We start from the raw sequence: 17,809 nt of genomic DNA on the forward strand, positions 1-17,809 counted from the left end.
GGTTTTGAAAATTTTGAAGCAAACAGAGAAAGAAATACGTCTAATCATTGAGAATTAGATAGGGGGAATTACGGTGTCTCACTCTTGTAAAAAATGGGCTTTGTTTTTAATATTTTTTATATTGCTCGGCTTAAATGGGCTATCCGCTCAAGCAGCGGCAGGCGATATAAAAATAACGACAAAAACAGGCTTCGATGGAAAAGTGAAAACGGGGCGGGGATTTCCAGTCCAAATTACGATTGAAAATAGCGGCAAAGATTTTAAAGGGGACCTTTTAGTCAATTTTTATCCAACTTATAGTTCGGTAGGTTCAAAAGTTCTTCATGTAGATGTGCCTAAAGGAAGCAAAAAGAATTATATTCTATCGTTAAATGGTATATCAGAAGATAATCATTACAACAACCAAAATATCCAAACATTGACCCTTTATGAGGGGAATTGGAAAAGCGGAAAAGAAATAAATTTCCGGGGAGCGAAAAACCTGACAGCAAGGTTCACTGACTCCGATCGAAAAATCCTCGGGCTATTAAGTGAGAATCCGGATCGTCTGAAGGAATTAAAATCACTTCCCTCCAGCGCGATGATTGATACGCTCATACTGGATGAAAACACTTTGCCCACAGACAGTATCGGTCTTGAATTGATTGATTACCTGGTGGTAGACGAATTCCCCTTATCCAGTCTGAAGCCCGCCCAGCAGGAAGCAATCCTAGCTTGGGTTAAAACCGGCGGCATCCTGGTTGCCGGGGGAGCCCCGAATGCCAGTCAGGCATATGGCGACCTATATGGGGAGCTGCCGATGGAATCTTCGAACGAAGCGACGGCTAGTTTATTAGAGTTGAAAAGCTCCATTAAACCGGGAAAAGAACTTGGATCTGTTCCTGTATTTTACGGAAAAACAAAACCAGATTCGGAGGTTGTCGTTAAAGACGGCAACATTCCAATCGTTGTGAAACGGTTAACAGGATCTGGTGAAGTGTGGCAAACAGCCTTTTCGGCAGGCGACCAGCCTGTGGCAGGATGGAAAGGATATGGAGACTGGTTCGCCTTTCTTCTTTCGCAGAGCCACGTACCTGGGGCGGGAAATTCGTTCGGCAATATGAACCCTTTTGAGCAATACTTTAGTGAATTCGCAGAAGTCAATGAGTTTTTTCCTTCATCACAATTTTCTCTGGGGCAAATTATGCTGATGCTGCTCGTTTATATCGGAGTCGTCGCTCCAGGACTTTATTTTCTGTTGAAACAACGGGATAAAAGAGAACATGCCTGGTGGATCGTACCTTCGTTCGCCCTTCTATGTTCAGCGGCCATTTTCGGCATAGGCGCCAAAGACAAAATTACTAGCCCGCAAGTCAGCCAGATGGGAATATTCAAAGCTGAGGGTGGGCAGCTGCAGGGACTTAAGGCTGTTTCACTCCTGTCCAATAAGAGCGGGGATTATGCATTTTCGTTCCCTCGCGGCGAATTCACCGGGATATCGGGTTCTTCCATCATGCCTGTTTCAGCTACTCAGCGCTTCTCTGTTTTTGAGTCGGAGCGTAAGCAAGACACCGTAACATTCCCTAAAGTGGAGTATTGGTCTACACGGACAATATATGGACCGGCAGCGAAAAAGGAGGCCGGTGAGTTTATCATGGATCTCAGATTTGAGAACAGTAAATTGACCGGAACGATTAAAAACGGATTTCCATATGATTTTGAACAGGTTTATTTCTGGTCAGGCTCGAAGCGGGTAGAGGTAGGGAAAATGAAAAAAGGTGAAACAGTCAAAGTGAATGAAAATTTCTCCCAAAACTATCTGTCCGGCCCATTGAGTCCCGGTTATGGCTACCAGATGCCTAATAATAGCAAAGATATAGTGAAAATGAAGAAAACGAAATTGGAATATAGCGCAATTGAATTTGTTTACAACAAATCAAGGATGAAAAACATACCTATTGTATATGGATTTACAAATAATCCTGTCATTAATGCCGATTTAACAGGAAAATCGGAAAAGAGTAGTATCATTTCACTTGTTTATCAGGCGGCCCAAATAAAAACAAAAATGACAGGTCCTTTTTCTTTAAAGGAGAGTGAATTGTCACCCGATCTTAGTGTTATAAAAGGGCAAATTTACGGACAACACCCAGGGGCCAAGGAAATAGAAGTTGAAGATGGCATCTATGAATATATTCTTCATTTGCCGTCCCAATTGCGGAAAGAGACGACCCGTTATGAGGAACTGTCAATTACTTTATCCTCGGGCGCCCACAATTTTACGCTGATGGATGCGGAAACAGGGGATTTGATTAAACTTGCGGACACTACCACTACAATCAAAGATCATCCGGAAAAATTTGTTTCAAACGACGGCACGATAAAAATCAGGTTCGAAAAAACCGGACAGAATGATCCGCTCGTCAGACTGCCATCGATCACGATTAAGGGGGTAGCGGGAAATTGATTGAAATACATGGGCTAACAAAAAAATATGGCAAATTCACAGCGCTGGATTCGCTTACCCTGAATATCGAAAAAGGAACGGTTTTCGGTTTTGTCGGACAGAATGGGGCAGGTAAATCAACGACATTCTCTATATTGGCAACTTTAATGGCGCCAACCTCGGGAACGGCTTATATCAATGGGTATAATATTTCAAAAGAACCTGCGAAAGTAAGAAGCCAAATTGGATATATGCCGGACTTTTTCGGAGTGTATGACCAGTTAAAAGCTGTCGAGTACCTAGATTTTTACGGTGCCAGTTACGGAATACCGGCTGAAGAAAGAGAGAAGCTGATCCCTCAGCTTCTTGAACTAGTCAACTTAACCCATAAGGCGGATTCGTATGTGGATGTACTTTCAAGAGGTATGAAGCAAAGACTTTGCTTGGCGAGGTCCCTCATTCATGATCCTGAAGTCCTCATTCTTGATGAGCCGGCATCAGGACTGGATCCGCGGGCGAGAGTAGAGATGCGGGAAATATTAAAAGAATTAAAGAATATGGGGAAAACTATTCTCATTTCCTCCCATATTTTGCCCGAACTGGCGGAGATGTGCGATACAATTGGTATTATTGATCAGGGCAGGCTCCTTGCCCAGGGCTCCGTTGCGGAAATACAGCATCGTTTAAGTGGTGAGAAGTTGATCATTGTCAAAGTAGCGGAAGACTTGGATGCGGCCGTTTCTTATTTCGAAGACAGCCATTTGGTCAGCCAACTAGAAAAGCGGGAAGACGGCCAGAGGATCCAGTTTGTATTCAGCGGAAATGATGAAGAGCAATTCCAGCTCTTACACAGGGCGATGGCAGCGAATTTAAAAATTATCAGCTTTTCAGAAACAGAGACAAATCTCGAAGATGTGTTCATGGAAATTACGAAAGGAGTGGAATTATCATGAAGATGTTAATGAACCCAGTGATGAACAAAGAATTCAAGTTAAGATTCCGCTCCATCAAAAGTTTCCTTGGGCTAATGTTTTACTTGATCGCCATTTCGGTCATCCTAGTCGGATTTATTTTTATAGAATCAGCAGCTTACGGCTCCACTTATTTCCGTCCCCAGGACAGCCGGATCATGTTTATGGTCCTGTCATTTATCCAGCTGGGGCTGGTCATGTTCGTCACGCCGGGGCTGACGGCTGGGGTCATTAGCGGAGAAAGGGAGAAACAAACATTGAATATTCTCCTCACGACCACTCAAACATCGGCGGGGATTATCATTGGGAAACTGATTTCTTCGATCTCATATCTATTGTTAATGATTGTTGCGAGCATGCCGATTTACAGCATTGTTTTCTTGTTTGGCGGCATCTCGCCGCTGCAGGTTTTGACTGTGCTGGGCTACTATATCGTCATTATTCTCGTATTCGGAAGTTTCGGGGTTCTTTTTTCAACCCTTATCAGGAGAACGATCATCTCCATGATCACGACATATGGAACAGCTTTGTTTTTCGCAGGGGGAACGGCTTTCCTGTTTGCGGTATCCATGCAATTCGGAGGCTTGGGGCCGGGATCTTCGCCAATTCCATATTTTTTTGCAATTTTGAATCCATTCATCGTTTTGATGGGTTTTCTGGAGCCTTCCGTTGTAGATGAACTTAATAGGCAGACTGGCATTTTATTCCCTTTATGGGCTGGCCAACTGATAGTCTATGGCTTTTTGTTCATTGCCGCCCTTGGTGTCAGTATTAAGAAGCTGCGGCCAAAAGCGTGAGCAAAATAATTTGTGCGAAGGGTGAGTGGATATGGATATTCAGCAGCAATTCCTGAAGCTGCTTTTGCCTGTCTTGAGGCAACTCCGCATAAAACGGGCGCTTTTATGGATACAAACCGGAATGGCCTTGGCTGGCGGGGCGACTCTTGCCGTCCTTTTAGCAGCCAGAGTAATTGTTTTTCCATATTATCACCGGACAGCGCTTGTTTTTGTGACAATCATTCTTGGAATGGTCCTTTTGTTCATATTCAGGCGTCTGCCGGGGATAAAGGACGCCGCGGCATTATACAACAACTTCATTCCGGAAGACAGGGTCATTTCCGCCCTTTCCTTTTACAAAGAGGAAGGGGTGGTCCAAAAGCTGCAGTTGGCCGAAACGGTAGCCCATATGAAGAAAGAGGAAACAAGGGTCCTGTACCGGAAAAATAAGTACCCATTAAACAAGTGGCTCGCTGTCGGACTCCTTCTGTTTGCTGCTGCCTTCCTTTCTGATGCATACCCGAATAAGACATTGAAGCTTGCTGAAAAACGAGAGACCGAGCTGGAGGTTTTGAAAGAAGCTAAAAGATCGGTTGCGAAGGAAGCCGGGAAGGAAAAAAATCCAGTTGCAAAACAGGCGCTTAAAGAACTGAAAAAGGAGCTTGCAAAAGTAAAAACGCCTGAAGAAGCATTAAAAATGATTGAAAAAAAGAGAAATGAACTAGCGCTAAAGGAATTGAAGGAAGCGGAAAAAAGCAAGGAACTTGCCAAAATGTCTGATGAGCTGCGAAAAAACGGACTTGATCAGCTGGCGGACGCCATCGAAGAAAAAGATATTGAAAAGGCTATCAGCGAGCTTGCGAAACTGAATAAGAATCGGGGCAGTTTGACAGATTCCCAGAAGCAGGCTTTGAATAAGCTTTCCGGCCAGGATTCCGAACTTTCCAAAGAACAGCTCGCAAGCCTTGGCAAGAAACTTGAGGAAGCAATGCAATCGGCTGGGAAGAGCCAGCAGCTTGCATCCGCTCAAAATTCGTTAAATGGCGAAGGGAAGTCGTTGCAGGAAATGATGGAGGCGGGGGGGCTTCCTCCAAGTAATATCGTGCTGGGGCCCACGCAAGGGAACAAGCAGGGGCAAAACCCACCAGGAAGCAGTGGCCAACAGCCATCCGGAAATAACACTTCTGGCTCCCAGCCAGGCAGCCAGCCGCAAAATGGGGCGGGATCGGGAACGGGCCAAGGTAATAGCCAGGGCGCTGGTAATGGAACCGGCCAGGGCAGCGGCCAGGGCAGCGGCCAGGGAACTGGCCAAGGAATGGGCCAAGGCAATGGACAGGGGACAGGCCAAGGAGGCTCCTCTGGAGGCGCGGGCCAGGGGGCGGGGCTTGGTCAGGGATCACGTGATTTTCTGACAGTACCAGAAAAGACGGACGGAAAAACAAATCTGGAAACGGATTCAGGGAAACTGGGTGATGGCGGCCCCCGCCAGCAATTTGAAAGTGATGGTCCGGTTCTAAGGGGGTCCATCAGACCGTATGAACAAGTCTATAATGAATATGCGGCTGCTTACAGACAAAGCCTCGATCGAAGAAAGCTTCCGGGCGGGCTTGAGAATATCGTAAAAAATTACTTTTCGGATCTGGATCCTGACAAGGAGTGATTTCATGGACGCATTAAAAGAAAAAGAAACACAGTTTAGGACTGCCGCAGAACAGTTGGAAAGAGTCAGGCAGGAAATTAAAAAGTTTATCGTCGGCCAGGATGAGGTGATTGAACAGGTCCTGTGGAGTATTGTTTCAGGCGGGCATTCCCTATTGGAGGGACTTCCAGGGCTTGGAAAAACGATGCTCGTCAGGACGATTTCCGAATGCATGGATTTATCCTTCAGCCGGATTCAATTCACTCCTGATTTAATGCCTTCGGACATAACAGGCACGATGCTCCTCCAGCCTGGTGAAGACGGCAGGCAGGAATTCACGTTCCATGAAGGGCCGATTTTTGCCAATATTGTCCTAGCCGATGAAATAAACAGGGCCACGCCCAAAACTCAAAGTGCCTTGCTGGAAGCGATGGCGGAACGGACTGTAACCGTGATGGGGAACACCCGAAAACTGACAAAGCCGTTCTTCGTCCTGGCGACCCAGAACCCTATTGATATGGAAGGCACCTATCCACTTCCAGAAGCACAAATGGACCGATTTATTTGTAAAATCCTTGTTGGCTATCCGACCGGTAATGAATTGAAGGAAATAGCGAGAAGGACAACTGGAACGGATTTACCCGCCCTGCAGCGGATATTAACTGCTCATGAGGTTTTGAGCCTGCAGCAGCTGGCAAAAGAAATCCTTGTTTCCGAAGAAATGCTTGAAGTGGCTGTCAACATGATTACGTTATCCCATCCCGACGCGGACGGCGCCACCGAGTCGGTCAAAACTTACATTCAATACGGCAGCGGCCCGCGTGGGCTTCAAAGTCTTTTGCAAATGGCTAAAGCAAGGGCGCTTTTTGCGGGCCGGTACCATGTATCAACTGGCGATTTAAAAAAGGCGGCACTCCCAGTGCTCCGCCACCGATTGTTAATGAATTTCGAAGGGGAAGCACGAGGGATTTCAACTGATGAGATTATCGTGGAAATCCTTGAGGCCTCCACCCAAGGCGCTGAAATCAAATGAGCGCCGTGCACGGGGCCATACTTGGCCGATTGCAGCGCAGGAGGCTTTTCGTCAAAACAAGGAGGCGTGGCGTCCATAAAGGATCGAGGCGTGCGGGAAGATCTGGGACTTCCCTTGAATTTTCTGATTTCCGGTCCTACCAGCCTGGTGACGATATAAGGCTGATCGACTGGAATATTTACGGCAGGACCCAAAAGCACTATATTAAAAGATTTTTAGATGAACAGGAAATCCATGCCGCGATACTGCTCGACGCCACGCCATCGATGCAGGCGATTGAAACGAAATGGACCAGGGCAAAGGAATTGGCTGCGGCTTTAAGTTTTATCGCATTAAATAATGATGACCGGCTGACGTTCATTCCCGTCTCCGCTTCGGCCACCGGAAAAATCACCCGGAAAGGTGCCGTGTATGGGAAGAGCGTCTATACTAGTATCCTTTCCGTTTCTGGTACCGGGACACCGGGTTCGTTTACGGAAAACCTTATTAAAGAAAATCTGAGACACTTGCAGGCGGCAATCCTGATTACGGACGGTATGGAAAATATGGAGGATTTCGAGGCTCTTTTCCGGAAGCTTGCCGGATTAAGAATTGAGGTAAAACTCATTCAAGTATTGGCCCGTGAAGAGATATTTCCTGAGAAAACCGGCGACCTGATGCTGGTGGACAGTGAGACCGGGCAATCTGTAAACGTCAGCATGAATGAAAATGTCATTAAACTATACCAAAAAAGACTTGCAAGCCATAACGCGAAACTTGAAGAACTGTGCCGGAAATATGGTTTTGTCTATGTTCCTGTTACAGATAAAGATGACTTGCAAGAGTTTCTAATCCATACGTGCACGGCTAAAAAAGTGCTGGAATGAGGTGAACCGAATGCACTTTGCCAATCCTGCCTATTTCTTTCTTGCGGGCTTGATCGCTTTTGTCATCCTCCTTTATTTTTTCCGAAAGAAATATAGGGCTGTAGTGAATCCTTCCAATCTTCTGTGGTCAGAGGTAATGAATGAGTGGCAAGCGTCCCCGTGGCTGAAGAAATTGCAGCATAACCTTATTTTTTGGCTGCAGCTGGCCGCGCTATTTCTTTTGATGTTCGCCTTGGTAAGGCCATTTTGGCAGAGTGAGGCGGTGGCGGGGGAGCATCTGATTTTTATCGTTGACCCCTCTGCGACCATGTCCGCGGAAAGTGATGGAGGGACAAGATTCAGGTTTGCAAAAAAAGATATGATGGATTTGTCCGAGAAACTTCAAAACCAGGAAGTAACCATCATAAATGCAGGACAGAAACCTGAAATTATCTTAAACAGGGAACCTTCTAAAAAATCCGTTAAAAAAGCGGTGGGTTCCCTTGGACTGACCTTTGAACATGAGAATATTGAAGAGGCGGTAAAACTGGCTGTTTCCATGGCTGGTGGAAAAAATACTGCCATACATATTTTTTCTGATATAGCATCCAAGGAAGAAATACAGCGTCTTGCCGGGAAGCATTTCATCCGGGTCCACAACAATGGTGAGGAGATTGAAAATATCGCCCTGCTTTCGTTTGGCGCCACAAGGTCGGGTAAAGACATTTCAGCGGCGGCGGTAGTCGAAAACCAGGGAAAGAAAACAAGGACAGAAGTATTCCAGGTTAAAAGTGAAGGGGAAGTACTATTTGAAAAAGATGTTTCAATAGAGCCTGGGTCACAAGTAATTGTAGATGTGCCAGCCTTGCCGGAACAGAGATACTACATTGCCGAGGTGCTGGCTGAGGATGGATATCAGGCTGATAACGTCGCAGCTGCCATTCTTGCTCCTGCCGACCCGCCGGTTTATGCGATTGGAGATGTGAATCCTTTTTTGCCGAAAGGATTCAAATCGATAGGGATTGAGAGCTTTCAACTGAATGATAACTACAATTCAATCGGCGATGGAATTCTTTTAATTGAAGGAATAGCGCCAGAAGGTCTGCCGAAACTCCCGGTGATGATGGTGAGCAAGGACACAGCGAAAAAGATCAAGCTCACGGAGCAGATGGAAATCCACCCATCACCATTGCTGGAATTTACCGAGTTTGAAAAAACGTATATACAGACCATTGCTGAACCATTTAGTGGCGATTTGGAGACGGTAGCGGAAAGCGGAGGGCATCCATTGATTCAGGCTGGATTCCTTAAAGGGCAGCCCGCCATTGCCGTTAATTTTGCGATTGAAAATTCCGATTGGCCCCTTCAGCCAGGGTTTCCCATTTTTTTATACAATAGTTACAACTGGCTGACCCAGCAATCGGGCTTTCTCGGCTACTTTCAGCCGGGCGAGGAAAAATGGCTGAATTTGGGCTCATCAGGCGGGACAGTGGAGATATTCGATGCCAATGGAAAGAGCCTCGGGGATTTCAACCCTGATAAGGAAAATTTCAAAGCCCCGTTCGCTCCGGGCATTTATCAGGCATCGGCGGGTGACCGGATCAATTATTTCTCTGTCCTGCTCGATGACCGTGAAAAAACCCCTGCTTATTCGGAATCATTTGTTATAAATAAAGGCTCCATTAAAGGAGAAAAGGGTGTCAGGGAAAATGAGGCCCTTTGGCTCCTGGCAGGCATTCTTGCCCTGTCGGTATTATTGTTGGAATGGGAGGTGTACAGGCGTGGGCTTGGACGTTAAATACCCATTAATGTTTGCCTTTATCCTCCCTGCGGCCTTCCTGATGGTTTTATATTTCAAGAAGGCAGTCACATTGGAGAAGAAAGTAATTGGTCTGATTAGGAGCGCGGTCTATCTGCTCATCATTCTCGCCTTGACCGTTCCCCAGATTGTGCTTCCGGTTAAGAAGGAAACGGTTATTTTCCTTGCGGACCGGTCTAAAAGCGTGGAGAAGTCAGAAGAAGAGATATTGGACTGGATCAGCGAGGCTGTTAAAGGAAAAAAGACTGAAACACAATATGCGGTCGCTTCTTTTGCGAATGGGACCCAAACTGAATCATCCCTGTCAGGTAGTGGCGCTGTTCCGGGACAATTCACCGGCCAGCTTGACAAATCCGAAACAAATATCAGCTCCGGCCTCCAGTTTGCGTCTTCGCTCATCCCAGGCGGGAAAGCCGGCAGGATTGTCCTGCTGACGGACGGCAATAATACGGCAGGAGACGCTCTTGCAGCGGCGCGACTATTGAAAAACAGGAATTTGGAAATCGATTATGTTCCCCTTAAGCATAAAAGTTTAAAGGATGCAGCTGTCACTTCCCTGGATGTTCCACCGGCTTTATATGTGGGGGAGGAGACAACGGTTTCCGTTAAGGTTTCCAGCAACACGGCCATAACAGCAACTATACGGCTCTCGGTCAACGACAAAGATATCCTCCGCCAACAAGTAAATATCAATGAAGGAGACAATCTTTTTTCATTCACACATAAGGCGGCTGAACCGGGACTTGCTGTTTACAAGGCGGAATTGATCAATTCCTCGGATGCCCATATTGAAAACAATTCACTCCACGCGGTGACATCTGTTAAAGGCACGCCAAGGGTATTGGTTGTCGAAGGAACACCGGGCGGAGCGCTTCCGGCTGTTTTAAAGGGTTCCGGGCTTGAAGTCGATGCGATTGTACCTGAAAAACTCCCGACCGCCCTTGGGGGCTATCTCCAGTATGAATCGATTGTTTTTGACAATGTATCCGGCCATAGAGTGGCTGAAGGCCAAATGAAACTGATTGAAAAGGCGGTCCGGGAATTTGGAACAGGCTTTGTGATGTCAGGCGGGGAGGACAGCTTCGGACTGGGCGGGTATTTTAAGACGCCAATTGAAAAACTTCTTCCCGTTGATATGGATATAAAGGGCAAAAAGGAAATTCCCTCTCTTGGTCTTGTGATTGTCATTGACCGTTCAGGGAGTATGAGCGGGAATAAACTCACGCTTGCAAAAGAAGCCGCCGCCCGTTCGGCTGAATTGCTCCGGGAGGAAGATACGCTCGGCTTCATCGCGTTCGATGACCGTCCCTGGACGATCGTTGAAACGGCTCCGCTGAAAAATAAAAAGGAAGCGATTAAAAAAATCCGTTCTGTTTCAGTCGGTGGAGGGACCAATATCTATCCCGCGCTTGAAAAAGCATACGAAGAACTCCGCGAGCTGAAGTTGCAGCGGAAGCATATCATCCTATTGACTGATGGACAGTCGGCCGCTGGCGGCGATTACGATAAACTGATTAGTGACGGGAAAGAAAAAAATATTACTCTATCAACCTTGGCACTCGGCAGCGACGCTGACCGTGTGTTGCTCGAAAGTCTCGCGCAAATGGGTAATGGGCGGTTTTACGATGTCGCGGATGCTTCGGTCATACCGAGCGTCCTTTCGAGGGAAACGGTCATGACAACAAGGACATATATTGAAGACAACCCGTTTTATCCTGAAATAGGGCCGTTTCCTGAATGGGCTTCCCGGTTTTCAAAAGGCGTCCCGCAAATGAATGCGTATATTGCGGTAACTCCGAAAGATCGGGCCAGGGTTCCAATTTCAAGTGAGAAAGAAGATCCCGTTCTGGCCCAGTGGCAGTATGGACTTGGATCCACACTTGCTTTTACCTCTGACGTGTCTGGTAAATGGTCAGGGGATTGGGCGAGATGGGAGGGCTGGCCAGGATTTCTCAACCAGGTCGTGACAGCGTCACTTCCACAATTTGATAGTGAGCCGTTTACGGTCAGTGTGGGAAAAGAAGATGGAAATACAGTCGTTTCCTTGACGAGCAGCAATAAAGAACCGCTGCCCATCGAAGCTGCGGTATTATCGCAAAAAGGTGAGCAGATTGATGCCAATACGAAGCTTGTCTCACCTGGTAAGTATCAACTCGTTTATCCGGGAAAACCGGGAATGTACTACTTATCCTTAAGGCAGACACAGAAAAATGGGGAAGTGAAAGTTTATCGGACAGGTTTTTCCGTTCCGTATTCAGAAGAATTTTTGCTAAAGGGGACGAATAAAAGCTTTCTTAAGGAATTAGTTTCGATAACCGGGGGAAAGGAGCTTGCCAAGCCAAAGGATGCTTTTCGTCCTTTGCAAAATAAGCCGCAGGAAAAACAGCCGATCAGCGAGTATTTATTGCTTGCGGCCTTTCTTCTTCTCGTGTTTGAAATTTTCCTTAGGAGGCTTGGGCTGGCAGTGTTGGGACGTTTCTTGCCGAAGCGGAAACCGGTGGCAGACGATTCCATGCCAATAGGCGGCGAAGCCGTTTTGGGGCGTCTTTCAGGTGCGAAAGAAAGAGCGGCGAGAAATCGGAACGCTAAGCCGGAAGAACCTGCAGCCGCACAAAAACCCGACCCGCCACAGGAAAGAATTGAGCCGGTATCGACGGCGCCTGCGAAAAAACGAAAGAACGATTCCAAAGAACAATCAAGCCCTGCTTCCAAGGGGGCGACCCCGGAAGAAAAGCAGGAGCGGATGAAACGGCTGCTTGAAGCAAAGAAGAGAAGGACTTAGCTCAAAAACACCGCGCTGTTGCGGTGTTTTTGCGTTTGTGCTCTATCCGGAACGACCTTGACACGGGTCCGCCTTAACGGTAAACTAACGATGTAAAGGTTTTTCACTTAACAAGGAGGGGATAGCATGCTTGAGAAAACAACGAGAATGAATTATCTTTATGATTTCTACCATTCTTTGTTGACGGAAAAACAGCAAAGCTATATGTCTCTCTACTACCTGGATGATTATTCGCTCGGGGAAATTGCCGAAGAGTATGATGTCAGCCGACAGGCGGTTTATGATAATATTAAACGTACTGAAGCAATGCTTGAGGAATATGAAGAAAAACTGCTGCTATTGCAGAAGTTCCAGGAGCGTATTGCCTTATTGGGCAAAATGAAAGAGTTGATCCATTCCGATCCACCCCCTAAGCAGGCTCTGCTGGAGGCAGTGGCCGAGCTTGAAAAACTAGATTAGGAGGCGGCATTATGGCATTTGAAGGATTAGCCGACCGACTGCAGAACACCCTTCAGCGAATCCGCGGCAAAGGGAAAGTCAACGAAGCGGATGTCAAGGAAATGATGAGGGAAGTGCGGCTGGCCCTTCTCGAGGCGGACGTTAACTTCAAGGTAGTCAAGGAGTTCGTCAAGAAGGTCAGTGAACGCGCTGTTGGCCAGGAAGTTTTGAAAAGCCTGACACCAGGACAGCAGGTCATTAAGGTCGTAAAAGAGGAATTGACCGAGCTGATGGGCGGGGAACAGAGCAAAATTGCTGTTTCGAACAGGCCTCCAACCGTCATCATGATGGTAGGTTTGCAGGGTGCGGGTAAAACGACGACAACTGGCAAACTGGCCAATCTTTTAAGGAAAAAGTATAACAGGAAACCGCTGCTGGTCGCAGCCGACATATACAGGCCCGCGGCCATCAAACAGCTGGAGACCCTTGGGAAGCAGCTTGATATGCCAGTGTTTTCCCTCGGCGACAAGGTAAGCCCCGTGGAAATCGCGAAGCAGGCCATCGCTAAAGCCCGTGAAGACCATAACGACTATGTCCTCATTGATACAGCAGGACGGCTTCATGTTGATGAAGCGCTCATGGATGAGTTGAAGGATATTAAGGAACTAGCGAAGCCGAACGAAATCTTCCTTGTCGTTGATGCAATGACAGGGCAGGATGCCGTCAATGTGGCCCAAAGCTTCAATGAGCAGCTTGGGCTGACCGGGGTTGTTTTGACAAAGCTTGATGGCGATACGAGAGGCGGCGCGGCGCTGTCAATCAGGGCTGTGACGAACACGCCAATCAAATTTGTCGGCCTTGGCGAAAAGATGGACGCACTGGAAGCATTCCATCCGGAGCGAATGGCATCGAGGATTCTTGGTATGGGCGACGTGATGACCTTGATAGAAAAAGCCCAGGCAAATGTGGACGAGGAAAAGGCGAAAGAGCTCGAGCAGAAAATGCGGACCGCTTCCTTTACGCTCGATGACTTCCTTGACCAGCTTGGACAGGTGCGGAAAATGGGACCGCTTGAGGATATCTTGAAAATGCTTCCGGGCGCCAATAAAATCAAAGGCCTGAACAATGTCTCAATTGATGAAAAGCAGATAGCCCATGTTGAAGCGATCATCAGGTCGATGACGATAAAGGAAAAGGAACACCCTGAAATCATCAATTCAAAACGCAAACAAAGGATTGCGAAGGGAAGCGGACGGACGGTGCCTGAGGTCAACCGCCTGCTCAAGCAATTCGAAGACATGAAAAAGATGATGAAGCAAATGACCGGAATGCAATCAAAAGGCAAGAAAAAAGGCGGTTTTAAGCTTCCATTCAATCCATTTTAACAAACTGTTTTCCTAATTTTAGGTGTTAAGAAAAAAAGCTTTACAAACTAAAAAACAATTGGTATTATACTATCTTGTGTGAAACTATTCGGAGGTGCAAGTTAAAAATGGCAGTAAAAATTCGTTTAAAGCGCATGGGAGCTAAAAAGTCTCCTTTCTATCGTATTGTAGTAGCAGATTCTCGTTCACCACGTGATGGACGCTTCATTGAAACAGTAGGAACTTACAACCCAGTTGCTGCTCCTGCAGTTGTGGACATCAACGAAGAATTGGTTCTGAAGTGGCTTCAAAATGGCGCCAAGCCATCTGACACAGTACGCAACCTATTCTCCAATGCTGGCATCATGGAAAAATTCCACAATGCCAAGCTTGGCAAATAATAGCGGCGGTTCACGATGAAACAGTTGATTGAAACGATTGTCAAGCCCCTTGTTGATTTTCCAGAAGATGTTCGTGTGAACGTTACTGAAGAAGATCAACGCGTTACCTATCATCTTTCCGTCAACAAGACAGACATGGGAAAAGTAATTGGAAAGCAAGGGCGCGTTGCAAAAGCAATCCGCACCGTAGTCTACGCGGCCGGTGCATCAGAACAAAAGAAACTGTTTTTAGAAATCGGGGATAATTAAAAGCGAAGGCGGCTTGGCCGCTTCTATCAGAAAGGAGGGAGAAATCCCTCCTTTTTTGGTACGTTTACATAGGGGAGGTTTTTGCATGAAAATTCTCCAAACCATCATTGTGAAACAAATATTGACAGAGGCGAGCCGGCAAAAGCTTTTGGACCGGTATAAAGGTGAAAAGCACCAGCTTGAAAAGGAATGCATCCAGCTTCAGTTCGTACAAAAGAAAATGGAAAAGGCGGGAAGCTTTCCCTACGGGCAAATAAAAAAGCATTTTGAAAAAGAACAATTGGCCCGGAAAGAAAGAATCGGGGTGCTGGAGTTTCAAATCAGCCAGCTGCATATGCTACCATTAGGAAGTGAACTGAAGGAGTCTGAGGTCCAGGCGATTGTCGAAATAAAGCCAGGCGATTCATGGGATGGCGGCCTTCATCAAGAGGAAATTATAATCCGGGACGGGGTTATTGAAGAGATTCGCAAGAGGTGATAAAGATGGATAAATGGTTCAATGTTGGTAAAATTGTCAACACCCACGGAATAAGGGGCGAGGTACGGGTAATTTCAAAGACTGATTTTGCCGATGAGAGGTACAAGCCCGGGAGTAAACTCTATTTATTCCTGCCGAAAGAAAAAGAACCGGTCGAACTGACCGTAAAAGCACACCGCCAACACAAAAACTTTGATTTGTTAATGTTTGAAGGATTTGAGAATATCAATGATGTGGAAAAATTCCGGGACGGCATCCTGAAGGTGCATGAATCGCAGCAAGGGGAGCTTGAAGAAGATGAATTTTATTTCCATGAGGTCATTGGCTGTAAGGTTGTCACGACTGAGGGTGAAGAAATAGGGAAGGTAACCGAAATCCTGACTCCTGGCGCGAATGACGTCTGGGTTGTAAAAGGAAAAGGCGGCAAGGAGTATCTTATTCCGTATATTGCCCACGTTGTTCTGAAAGTGGACATAAAAGAAAAACTCGTTGTGATTGACCCGTTGGAAGGGCTGCTGTCATGATGAAAATTGATGTACTGACACTCTTTCCGGAAATGTTCGACGGAGTGTTTGGAAGCTCAATTTTGAAAAGAGCGGAGGAAAAAAAAGCCGTAAGTTATCAGGTCGTCAACTTCAGGGACTACTCGGACAATAAACACAAAACAGTTGATGATTACCCTTATGGCGGAGGGGCGGGCATGGTCCTCAAGCCCCAGCCGATTTTCGATGCCGTTTCAGCCCTAAGTGAAAGCTCCCAATCAAGGCCACGTGTCATCCTGCTATGCCCTCAGGGAGAGCGCCATACCCAAAAAAAGGCGGAGGAACTTTCTGCTGAAGAGCATCTAATCTTTATTTGCGGCCACTACGAGGGATACGATGAACGTATCAGGGAGATCGTGACAGACGAAATTTCGATTGGCGATTTCATCCTGACTGGCGGAGAGCTTGGCGCGATGGTTGTCGTTGACAGCGTGGTCCGCCTCCTTCCCGAAGTGCTGGGAAAGGAAGAATCCCATTTGAAGGATTCATTCAGCACAGGCTTGCTTGAGCATCCGCACTATACGAGGCCATCTGATTTCAGGGGACTGAAGGTGCCGGATGTCCTTCTGTCAGGGAATCACAAACATGTCGAGGAATGGCGCATAAAGGAGTCACTCCGCAGGACATGGCAGCGCAGGCCGGATCTTTTTGAACATATGGAGCTTGAACCATTGCATAAAAAATGGCTTGAGGAAATCAAAAAAGAAGCCAGGTAGTTATTGCTTATACCCCATGTTTATGGTAAGATACATCTTGTGACTTGGGCAGGCCAGCCTAGCCCATGTCTTAAAACGGTGTTCCGCTGCACATGGTTTTGGTTTGCAAGAGCATCTGTGGGAGGAGTTGAATACGATGCAACAACTAATCAATGATATCACAAAAGAACAGCTTCGCACGGATCTTCCTGCGTTCCGCCCTGGTGACACAGTACGTGTACACGTAAAGGTTGTCGAAGGAACCCGCGAGCGTATCCAGCTGTTTGAAGGTGTAGTGATTAAGCGTCGTGGTGGTGGAATCAGCGAAACTTTTACTGTCCGTAAAATTTCTTATGGAGTAGGCGTTGAGCGTACTTTCCCTGTCCACACACCTAAAATTGCGAAATTGGAAGTAATCCGCCGCGGTAAAGTCCGCCGTGCGAAGCTTTACTACCTGCGCAAACTACGCGGCAAAAAAGCCCGTATCAAAGAAATTCGATAAGAGCACAAGGAAGCGCCTTCGCCAGGTCCCGCTGCCACTTTTGGCCGGTGACCCGATGGCGCTTCATTTGTTTTTCGGGCTGTCCAGCAAAACAGCCCCTTTTTTGACTGTTGGAACAGAGCCCAAAAAATTGTTTCATCTTTTTTACAATCATTCATTCCGGCTTGAAAAAAATCAAATAACTTGTGTTTACGAACCTATTGTTATGTAAAATAGATGGTAGACGAAAACTTTTTAAAGGAAATGGGTGGGAGATATTATGACAAAAAAGAAAAATGAAGTATGGGAATGGACTAAAGCACTGCTTGTCGCTGTCGCGCTGGCTGCAGTCATCCGCTATTTCCTTTTTGCCCCGATCGTTGTGGATGGGCAATCCATGATGCCGACCCTGAAGCACCAGGACAGGATGATTGTAAATAAATTCAGCTACCAGGTTGGCGAACCAGAACGTTTCGATATTATTGTCTTCCATGCCCCGGAACAAAAGGATTATATCAAAAGAGTCATTGGGCTTCCCGGGGATCATATAGAATATAAAGATGACACACTCTACGTTAACGGCAAGGCGTATAAAGAGCCTTATTTGGATGAATATAAGAAAATGGTGGTTGATGGGCCTCTGACAGATCCGTTTACTTTGGAAGAAAAAATTGGCAGGAAAACAGTGCCTGAAGGTGAATTGTTCGTAATGGGCGATAACCGCAGATATTCTAAAGACAGCAGGCATATCGGAACCATCCCGATGAATAAGGTTCTTGGGAAAACGAACGTCGTCTATTGGCCGATTGAGGACATGCGCGTAGTTAAGCCTGACGAATCAACAAAATAATACCGTAATAAAGGAATAAAG

General features: G+C 46.6%; 17 protein-coding genes. All 17 read left to right on the plus strand.

Annotation, left to right across the window (positions count from 1 at the left end; genetic code table 11):
• The first annotated feature begins 73 nt into the window (after positions 1–73).
• The 17 genes from BN1002_RS07880 (at position 74) to lepB (ending at position 17,788) form a co-directional block, all read left to right on the plus strand.
• A complete protein-coding gene (locus BN1002_RS07880; RefSeq protein ID WP_048824451.1) occupies positions 74–2,446 on the plus strand; it encodes a hypothetical protein in 2,373 nt (790 codons plus the stop codon).
• On the plus strand, positions 2,443–3,378 hold the full coding sequence (locus BN1002_RS07885; RefSeq protein ID WP_048824452.1) for an ABC transporter ATP-binding protein: 936 nt from the start codon (positions 2,443–2,445) through the stop codon (positions 3,376–3,378). Before BN1002_RS07880 ends, BN1002_RS07885 begins: the two co-directional genes overlap by 4 nt.
• On the plus strand, positions 3,375–4,193 hold the full coding sequence (locus BN1002_RS07890; protein WP_048824453.1) for an ABC transporter permease: 819 nt from the start codon (positions 3,375–3,377) through the stop codon (positions 4,191–4,193). The genes BN1002_RS07885 and BN1002_RS07890 overlap by 4 nt, the downstream gene beginning before the upstream one ends.
• 31 nt (positions 4,194–4,224) lie before the next feature.
• Positions 4,225–5,832: a hypothetical protein gene (locus BN1002_RS07895; RefSeq protein ID WP_048824454.1), complete on the plus strand. Its 1,608-nt coding sequence runs from the start codon at positions 4,225–4,227 to the stop codon at positions 5,830–5,832.
• Between the two features lie 4 nt (positions 5,833–5,836).
• On the plus strand, positions 5,837–6,844 hold the full coding sequence (locus tag BN1002_RS07900; RefSeq protein WP_048824455.1) for an AAA family ATPase: 1,008 nt from the start codon (positions 5,837–5,839) through the stop codon (positions 6,842–6,844).
• Positions 6,841–7,710 carry a DUF58 domain-containing protein gene (locus tag BN1002_RS07905; protein WP_048824456.1) on the plus strand — a complete coding sequence of 290 codons (870 nt, stop codon included), beginning with the start codon at positions 6,841–6,843 and terminating at the stop codon, positions 7,708–7,710. Before BN1002_RS07900 ends, BN1002_RS07905 begins: the two co-directional genes overlap by 4 nt.
• Before the next feature lie 10 nt (positions 7,711–7,720).
• Complete coding sequence (locus BN1002_RS07910) at positions 7,721–9,487, plus strand: vWA domain-containing protein (protein ID WP_048824457.1); 1,767 nt, start codon at positions 7,721–7,723, stop codon at positions 9,485–9,487.
• Positions 9,471–12,290 carry a VWA domain-containing protein gene (locus BN1002_RS07915; protein WP_048824458.1) on the plus strand — a complete coding sequence of 940 codons (2,820 nt, stop codon included), beginning with the start codon at positions 9,471–9,473 and terminating at the stop codon, positions 12,288–12,290. The genes BN1002_RS07910 and BN1002_RS07915 overlap by 17 nt, the downstream gene beginning before the upstream one ends.
• 126 nt (positions 12,291–12,416) lie before the next feature.
• Positions 12,417–12,749, plus strand: a complete 333-nt coding sequence (locus BN1002_RS07920) for a putative DNA-binding protein (protein ID WP_048824459.1) — start codon at positions 12,417–12,419, stop codon at positions 12,747–12,749.
• 11 nt (positions 12,750–12,760) lie between these two features.
• On the plus strand, positions 12,761–14,113 hold the full coding sequence (gene ffh, locus BN1002_RS07925) for a signal recognition particle protein (protein WP_048824460.1): 1,353 nt from the start codon (positions 12,761–12,763) through the stop codon (positions 14,111–14,113).
• Between the two features lie 107 nt (positions 14,114–14,220).
• Positions 14,221–14,493, plus strand: a complete 273-nt coding sequence (rpsP, locus tag BN1002_RS07930) for a 30S ribosomal protein S16 (RefSeq protein WP_048824461.1) — start codon at positions 14,221–14,223, stop codon at positions 14,491–14,493.
• Positions 14,494–14,508: 15 nt separating this feature from the next.
• A complete protein-coding gene (locus tag BN1002_RS07935) occupies positions 14,509–14,742 on the plus strand; it encodes a KH domain-containing protein (protein WP_048824462.1) in 234 nt (77 codons plus the stop codon).
• Positions 14,743–14,827: 85 nt separating this feature from the next.
• Complete coding sequence (locus tag BN1002_RS07940; protein ID WP_048824463.1) at positions 14,828–15,220, plus strand: YlqD family protein; 393 nt, start codon at positions 14,828–14,830, stop codon at positions 15,218–15,220.
• A gap of 5 nt (positions 15,221–15,225) precedes the next feature.
• A complete protein-coding gene (rimM, locus tag BN1002_RS07945; RefSeq protein WP_048824464.1) occupies positions 15,226–15,744 on the plus strand; it encodes a ribosome maturation factor RimM in 519 nt (172 codons plus the stop codon).
• Positions 15,744–16,478, plus strand: coding sequence for a tRNA (guanosine(37)-N1)-methyltransferase TrmD (trmD, locus tag BN1002_RS07950; RefSeq protein WP_148362860.1), 735 nt, complete (start codon positions 15,744–15,746; stop codon positions 16,476–16,478). Before rimM ends, trmD begins: the two co-directional genes overlap by 1 nt.
• A 136-nt stretch (positions 16,479–16,614) precedes the next feature.
• Complete coding sequence (gene rplS / locus BN1002_RS07955; RefSeq protein ID WP_048824466.1) at positions 16,615–16,959, plus strand: 50S ribosomal protein L19; 345 nt, start codon at positions 16,615–16,617, stop codon at positions 16,957–16,959.
• Positions 16,960–17,218: 259 nt separating this feature from the next.
• Positions 17,219–17,788: a signal peptidase I gene (gene lepB, locus BN1002_RS07960; RefSeq protein WP_048824467.1), complete on the plus strand. Its 570-nt coding sequence runs from the start codon at positions 17,219–17,221 to the stop codon at positions 17,786–17,788.
• Positions 17,789–17,809 lie beyond the last annotated feature (21 nt).

This window comes from Bacillus sp. B-jedd (assembly GCF_000821085.1).
Classification (GTDB): domain Bacteria; phylum Bacillota; class Bacilli; order Bacillales; family Cytobacillaceae; genus Bacillus_D.

What these genes read in the sequence shown, in the direction of transcription:
- BN1002_RS07890 (WP_048824453.1), top strand. Translation starts at nt 3,375, where the DNA reads ATGAAGATGTTAATGAACCCAGTGATGAACAAAGAATTCAAGTTAAGA.
- BN1002_RS07895 (WP_048824454.1), top strand. Translation starts at nt 4,225, where the DNA reads ATGGATATTCAGCAGCAATTCCTGAAGCTGCTTTTGCCTGTCTTGAGG.
- BN1002_RS07900 (WP_048824455.1), top strand. Translation starts at nt 5,837, where the DNA reads ATGGACGCATTAAAAGAAAAAGAAACACAGTTTAGGACTGCCGCAGAA.
- BN1002_RS07905 (WP_048824456.1), top strand. Translation starts at nt 6,841, where the DNA reads ATGAGCGCCGTGCACGGGGCCATACTTGGCCGATTGCAGCGCAGGAGG.
- BN1002_RS07910 (WP_048824457.1), top strand. Translation starts at nt 7,721, where the DNA reads ATGCACTTTGCCAATCCTGCCTATTTCTTTCTTGCGGGCTTGATCGCT.
- BN1002_RS07920 (WP_048824459.1), top strand. Translation starts at nt 12,417, where the DNA reads ATGCTTGAGAAAACAACGAGAATGAATTATCTTTATGATTTCTACCAT.
- ffh (WP_048824460.1), top strand. Translation starts at nt 12,761, where the DNA reads ATGGCATTTGAAGGATTAGCCGACCGACTGCAGAACACCCTTCAGCGA.
- rpsP (WP_048824461.1), top strand. Translation starts at nt 14,221, where the DNA reads ATGGCAGTAAAAATTCGTTTAAAGCGCATGGGAGCTAAAAAGTCTCCT.
- BN1002_RS07935 (WP_048824462.1), top strand. Translation starts at nt 14,509, where the DNA reads ATGAAACAGTTGATTGAAACGATTGTCAAGCCCCTTGTTGATTTTCCA.
- BN1002_RS07940 (WP_048824463.1), top strand. Translation starts at nt 14,828, where the DNA reads ATGAAAATTCTCCAAACCATCATTGTGAAACAAATATTGACAGAGGCG.
- rimM (WP_048824464.1), top strand. Translation starts at nt 15,226, where the DNA reads ATGGATAAATGGTTCAATGTTGGTAAAATTGTCAACACCCACGGAATA.
- trmD (WP_148362860.1), top strand. Translation starts at nt 15,744, where the DNA reads ATGAAAATTGATGTACTGACACTCTTTCCGGAAATGTTCGACGGAGTG.
- rplS (WP_048824466.1), top strand. Translation starts at nt 16,615, where the DNA reads ATGCAACAACTAATCAATGATATCACAAAAGAACAGCTTCGCACGGAT.
- lepB (WP_048824467.1), top strand. Translation starts at nt 17,219, where the DNA reads ATGACAAAAAAGAAAAATGAAGTATGGGAATGGACTAAAGCACTGCTT.